This window comes from Arachidicoccus sp., from assembly GCF_050436765.1.
Taxonomy (GTDB): domain Bacteria; phylum Bacteroidota; class Bacteroidia; order Chitinophagales; family Chitinophagaceae; genus Arachidicoccus.
Window position 1 is genome coordinate 1 of record NZ_JBNQGD010000371.1, and the last position, 6748, is coordinate 6748.

The window sequence follows — 6748 nt, forward strand, 5'->3', positions numbered from 1 at the left end:
AATAGCAAATGAAAATATAATTAATAGTTTTCTCATCTTATTTTTTTAAGTGTAATTATTCTCCTAATAATCCGTAAAAATAATTTGTTGGGTCAGATTGGACATAAAATCCTGCTGTCTTTGTGTACAAATTTCCTGGCACATTGTATTCAGGTTTGTATTGCAACCAATCCCCGATAAAAGTATTGCCTGTCAAGTAAGCCTGCAATGTATTCTGAAAAGAACGAGTAAAATAACCTCCATTACTATAAGTAGTACCAGATTTATTGGCAACTTTTGCAAATAAAACAATACCCGTATTTGGATCAACCTTCATTGCAAAATCAAAGTCTCCTAAAAAATTACCTGTACCATCTCCGTAGGTAAATGGAATGCGGACGGTCATTGAATCTTTTTTGGTAAAGAGAATTTGAACATCTGTAGCTAACCATGAGGTTTGTGCCTTAATTGAATCTTTCAAAGCTTGATATACTTTTGCGAAGGCTGCAGACTGTCCGTATAGATTATACATGTTGTCCGAAAGATTTATTGTCATGGAAGAATAGGGTGACCCTTGATTCAACCAATAGGGGAATGTAACCGAGGGATCTTGAAGGCTGTCTTTTATATACAATTGAACCTCTTTCTGTAAGGCTCTATAATCTATACCAATGTTGTTATAATAATTAACGATGCTGGACTCTTTTTCTCTTAGACCTGTCGCTCCCTGAGTAGAAGTTTTTACCCAAGCATCAAACCAAGATGGGCCCGATACTAACATCGCTCGATTGGTTTCAGCCATGTCTTCAACTGGATTTTGACTTGCATAACTACTGACAAATCCATATTTATGAGAGGTATCTGCCGATGTTTTAGTCCAATTGGCATTGTAATGTGCCGCAGTAAACTGTTGAAAATCGGAAGGCATCGGAAAGGTTTGTTGCAAAATGTGTGTGTACTCATGATGAATTACGCCAAGCCTGGAAGTAACGTCACCCGGTGAAGTCGAGGAAAATCCGTCCAATCCAAAAATATTAATGCGTATTCCCCCTGAAGCCGTTCCTGCATATCCTACGGGTGGATTCGATCCATCAAAAGAAGTGGAACCGTAAAGCACAAACTGTTTAAATCCGTATTTCTTTAAAAAGGTTACTCCGGCAACATCATTGTATGGCGCATAATAACCATCTAAAACTGTTTGCAAATAGGGTTGTACGCTGCTTGGATCAGGTGGTGTGACATTCCTGTCATATTCGTGAAAATAAGAATTAGCACGATATACAACATCAACATTATACGGATTTAAGAAATTTGTTGTAATCCAATTATCCAAGGCAGTATAAGTAACGGTGTTGTCGGGATTTAAACTATTTAAATCCACTGGTTTGAAATCGTCCTTTTTGCAGGAAAAAAAGAGAGCTATTATGGCGGTACACAATAATAATCTAAAGGAAAACGACTTTAACATACAATATTTTAATTTCAATCTCATAATATTTTTTTTAACGGGGGTTAAGGGCAATACCGGCTAATGCTACTTGCGGAGGTAATTGAAATAATCTTCTTGGGTCATCAGGTTTCAATTCAATAAATGTCTCAACGCCTTTATTGTTGATTACATTATGTTTAACCGTGATTCCCGTTCTCGCTATATCTAACCAACGTAATCCTTCTTGAAGAAATTCGGCTTTTTTAGCATCCAATATTGCGCGGATTATACCAGTTTGTTGGTCTGAAATAGAATAATACGCCATTATTTTTGGAAAAGTCACCGCATCCTTAATTGGATCATAATAAGACATTCTTGTACTGTAAAACGTGTTTAAATCCTGTAATGCCAGATCAAAATTCCCTAAATGAGCATAGGCTTCAGCACGGTTTAATAAAGCCTCATCCACAGTAAACAAGATTACCGGCAAATAGGGAAATCCGGTATTTGCTGTTGCATAATAAAAATATTCTTTCCATTTATAAGTAGTATAATTAGGCAAACCATAATTAGCTACAATATTATTTAACGCTTTTCCCACGCAATTCCCTTCGGGCAAAAACATATTGGATAAATTAGATCCGTAACCATATTGTGGAGTTGAATATACCCTTTGATATGTCGAATAAGAACTATTCATTAATAAGGTGGATTTCACATCTGTTTTTGTAAATGCTATATTAAAATCCTGTAGACTCATGGGTTTAAACACGGATGTCCACTGCCGCAAGTTGTCTTTAATGTCTCCAGAAGGAATTATCTGTGCTACGTTGTCGATAACCTTTTGCCACTCTCCCTTAAAAAGATAAAATCTAGCGGCAAATGCGTGGGCAGCAGCGGGTGTAAAATGGTACTTAGGAACATCATACGCATTGGCCGACAATAGCTTTAAACCTGCTGTCAGATCAGCTTCTATGCTATCATAGGTAGATTGTACTGTACCACGATTATATTTACCTAAAAGAATAGTTTCAGGAGTAGTGGGATATGGAACTCCGGGAGAACTATTGTCACCTCCACTTACATAAGGCTTTGCAAAAAATATAGACAACATATGTTCTGCGTAAGCTCGGCAAACCAACGCCTCCCCTTTATAAGGATCAGCCGCGGCCCCCAAATGATTATCTTCAATGGATTTTAGGGCTTGATTTGCAGACGAAATCGCGGAGTAACAGCCATTCCAATAACTGATAGCTGTATTTGTTTCATTATTTGGATAATCGTTCCAAAAATAATACGCAGTTACGTAATCATTGATATCTCCCGATCCTTTATCTTCAGCATTATCAGAAGCCGTTTCGGCAAAAGTGAGGTAATCTGATTGAGGATAGGCTGTACCTACCAATTGTTTTACTTTATCGATAGTGCTTATTTGGGTTCTGTTATCAGGATTTACATCTAAGAATTTTTTACAAGACCCGAATAAAGCAATCCCCATGCAGGTATATAGTAATAATGTAGTTTTTTTCATATTCATATTTTATAATCCGATTTTTAAAGTAAACGTAAAATACTTTGGTTGCGGTAAGGCGACCCCTCCTGAATTATAAAATTCCGGATCCTGGCCATTCAATCTTTTGTCAGCATATATTGTCCAGATATTATTAGTTGTAAAAGCGAGGGAGGTCTGTTTTAAACCAAGTTTCTTACATAATAATGCAGACAAATTATAAGACAAATTCACATATGCGAGTTTAACATAATCTCCACTAACTACTCTTTCTGTAGAATAATTATAGAGATTATACGGATAAACCGCACTCACTAAATTACCCTCATTATCAACAATCTGCGCCGCAGATATCGGATCAAGAATTGCAGGAATGGATGTTTTTAATTCATCTCCCGGCATTTCCCATCGGTTATACATATCCTTTGTTAATGCCTGCAAATCAGAATAAGAAGAACTAATTGTAGGATTAAGCCTTAATACGTTTCCTGTTGAAAATTTAATTAAGCCGGCCAAAGTAAATCCTTTGTAACGAAAATTGGTATATAGTCCACCGGTAGTTGTGGGGTCTGTAGGTCCCTCATATTTAAGATTAGAAAGATCGTCACTTTGAAGATTTATATAAGTCGTAATGGGTTTATCGGGTCCCGTTCCAATAAATGTAGGATAACCTAATTTATGATCGAGACCGGCGAACTTTACGGAAAACATTCCCCTGACTGGATAGCCAAGAATTGCGGCCCCATTACCAGATATTGCATCCCATATAAGCGGGTCTGTTTCCAAAGAAGTAATCTTGCTCGTATTTCTAGCATAATTAAACCTAAGGGTCCAACCAAAATCCTTCGTATTAATAACTTTAGCATTCAAAGTGATTTCTAGTCCCTTCCCTCTCATACTGGCATAGTTTCCCTGTTTTTGATATTCACCGCCAATGCCTGAAGTTAATACAGGACCAATTAAATTGAATTGTCTTCTTTTATAGTAATCAACTATGAGGTTAATTTGATCATTAAAGAAGCCCAGATTTGTTCCTAAGTCCAGCTCCTTTTGTTTTTCCCATGTTAATTCTGAGTTTGCCAAATGATCAATATATGTCAGTGTTTCTTGATCGTTTATATAAGGTCTTCTTGCTATTTGATTATAAAAAACAGCTTCAGAATTCGTAGCATTTCCTATATTACCAACCAATCCATAAGATGCTCTGAGAGCCGCGCTGGATATAATTTCATTTTTATGCCAGAAAGATTCCTGATTGATGTTCCAACTGCCAGAAATATTCCATGTGGGTAACCAACGAGCTGTCTTGCTTTCCCCCATTTTGTTAGACCCGTCATAGCGCATAGCCGGTGTAATTGTATATCTATCTTTATAGGAATAGGTAATTTGTCCCATATATGCCAAAAATCTGTCGATGCCCGGTTGCATTCCAAAATAAGGCTTTCCTTGTTCTCCGGCCTGTTTAAAGTATTTATAATAGGGGTTTACAAGTCCCCCATTTTCATATTGGTAGCCAACGCCATCAAAAAATTCATTTTCTCTGTCAATATTTCTTGCTTCCATGGATGCAAAAGCAGTCAAATAATTATCTCCACCAAAATTTTTATTAAAATTTAGGGCATGCCGCAGATAATAATTTTTCATTGTAGTAGCATTGATATTATAGAATCCACCACTGGGCAGAACGACTTCAGGAATAGCATTAGAAATGTCTGGATCTGTATATAAATAATCGTTACTGCCCACCATAATAGCATTGCTATTCGCATTATATGCTTGTACTAAGTTGGAGTTTTCCAGCGCATAAGTCTGATTTTCGGTCTTTACATATCTGTAGGCTCCGATGACACTATACTGCAAAGAGGGCAAAATTTGATAAGATGCTGTTGCTTGGATTTTATAATCAACAACACCTAATTTCATATAATTACTATTTAATTCATTTAAGATATTAAATGGGGCATAATTTTCTCTAAAATATTCTAAGTTACCGTTTTGATCGTAGGGTGTCAACATTCTGCTTGTGTTCAAAACAAACTGATAGGGATTAATATCAAACCCCCTTATATATGAACCATATACCGGTTCGGAAACTTGGTCTTGCGTGCCAGGCGCTCTTTGGTTTCTCACAGAACCTACAGATAAGATTTCTCCTTTGAATTTATTGCCAACTTTAAAATTCATGCGAAAATTTCCAATTATCCGTTCTACATTATTTCCTATTGTGAAGCCGTCGTCTTTCAGATAATCCAAGGATCCATACGTTTGGAATTTATCGGTCCCCGAGGAAACACTTAAAGCATGTTCCTGCATTAAAGAATTCTTAAAAATAAGATCAAACCAGTTGGTATTTGCATTGGCATACCTTTGTAAGAAAGCATTTTGATGTGGAATGTCAAATTTTACACCATATTGATCATTACTTTCATTATAGTTTTCTATTTGATTATACATTTGATACATTATACCTCCAGTTGCTCCCTGCATTACTGATGGTGGCTGATAATAACCTTTATTGATCTCTTCCATTAAAACGCCCATTTGTTCAGCTGAATTCATAATATCAAAATCAGCATAGTTGGGCTTAATATATCTTGAAAAATTACCAACATAATTTATCGAAGGATATCCACTTTCCGTCTTTCTACCTTTTTTAGTAGTTATAACTATCACCCCGTTCATTGCTCGTGCGCCATACAATGCGGTCGCAGCTGCATCTTTCAATATGGTTATATCTTGAATGTCGCTGGGACTAATTCCTGCTATAGACGACCCCAAGAGCGTATTCATATCACCAGTCGTTAATGCCTCATTTGAAATATTGACAACATCTTCAATTACAACTCCATCAATTACCCACAAGGGTTTGTTATCACCAGACAAAGAAGTTGCACCTCTGATTCTTAATTTAGGGGCCGCCCCAAAAGTCCCGGAGACATTTTGTAACGAAACACCAGCAAATTGGCCCTCCAACATTCTTGTTACATCAGGTGCGCCATCCCGTTCTAATTCTTTCCCTGAAAGCGTAGCATAGGATCCAGTAAAACGCTTCTTATCAACAGTCGTATAACCAGTAATTACAACGTCAGCCAATGCAGACGAGTCTTCATGAAGTATCACCAGAAGATTGGTCGTTTTTCCCTCCTTCAATCTATATCCAGACAATTTTTCGGCCTTATACCCAATACAACTAAAATTAAAAGTATAATTATCTCCTGCCAGTATACTATCTATACGAAAAGCCCCGGATGAATCTGTAACCGTTTCATAAGTTTTATTACTAACGGTATTTTTTGCTTTTACAGAGACTCCAACAATATGTTTTCCTTTTTCGTTGCTTACTATCCCGTAAACCGAAGTGGAATTCTGTGCGTAAACAGTTAATGTAAGCAAGACGCTTCGCATACCTAATAATACATATTTGCACTTGTTTGTTATTGCTTGCACCATCCTAACAGTTGTATTTGAATAAATTAATTAACATACTTATAAATACGTTAAAAACACAGGCATCCCCCAAGGCACTTCTCCTTTTTTTAACAATTAAATTTTTAAGACGGTAGATGCCACCCCTATTATCGTCTATGGGCACGTTAGAAGATAGGGTTTATTTAGCTCTTCTGATAATTATAAATCTCTGACTATCAACCTCACTTATCTGAAGATTATTCATTATGGCAATATTGTGAAGCACCTGCTCGATAGCCTGTTTGGGATTAATAGTAGCTATAATATTGATATCTTTGACATCTGCGGGGGAATATTCAATCTGGACATTAAATTTCTCTGCCAGTAAGTCTAATGCCGAAGACATCGATATATTATTCATT

At 36.6% G+C, this 6748-nt stretch carries 4 protein-coding genes; all 4 read right to left on the reverse strand.

Annotation, left to right across the window (positions count from 1 at the left end):
• Positions 1 to 55: 55 nt before the first annotated feature.
• Positions 56 to 1471 (reverse strand): substrate import-associated zinc metallohydrolase lipoprotein, encoded by a 1416-nt coding sequence (locus tag ACQR30_RS15700; RefSeq protein WP_429736705.1) that lies wholly within the window; start codon positions 1469 to 1471, stop codon positions 56 to 58.
• A gap of 10 nt (positions 1472 to 1481) precedes the next feature.
• On the reverse strand, positions 1482 to 2939 hold the full coding sequence (locus ACQR30_RS15705; protein WP_429736706.1) for a RagB/SusD family nutrient uptake outer membrane protein: 1458 nt from the start codon (positions 2937 to 2939) through the stop codon (positions 1482 to 1484).
• A 9-nt stretch (positions 2940 to 2948) separates the two neighbouring features.
• On the reverse strand, positions 2949 to 6323 hold the full coding sequence (locus tag ACQR30_RS15710) for a SusC/RagA family TonB-linked outer membrane protein (protein WP_429736707.1): 3375 nt from the start codon (positions 6321 to 6323) through the stop codon (positions 2949 to 2951).
• A gap of 202 nt (positions 6324 to 6525) precedes the next feature.
• Positions 6526 to 6748 (reverse strand): DUF4974 domain-containing protein (locus ACQR30_RS15715; RefSeq protein WP_429736708.1); only part of this gene is annotated, 223 nt, incomplete at its 5' end.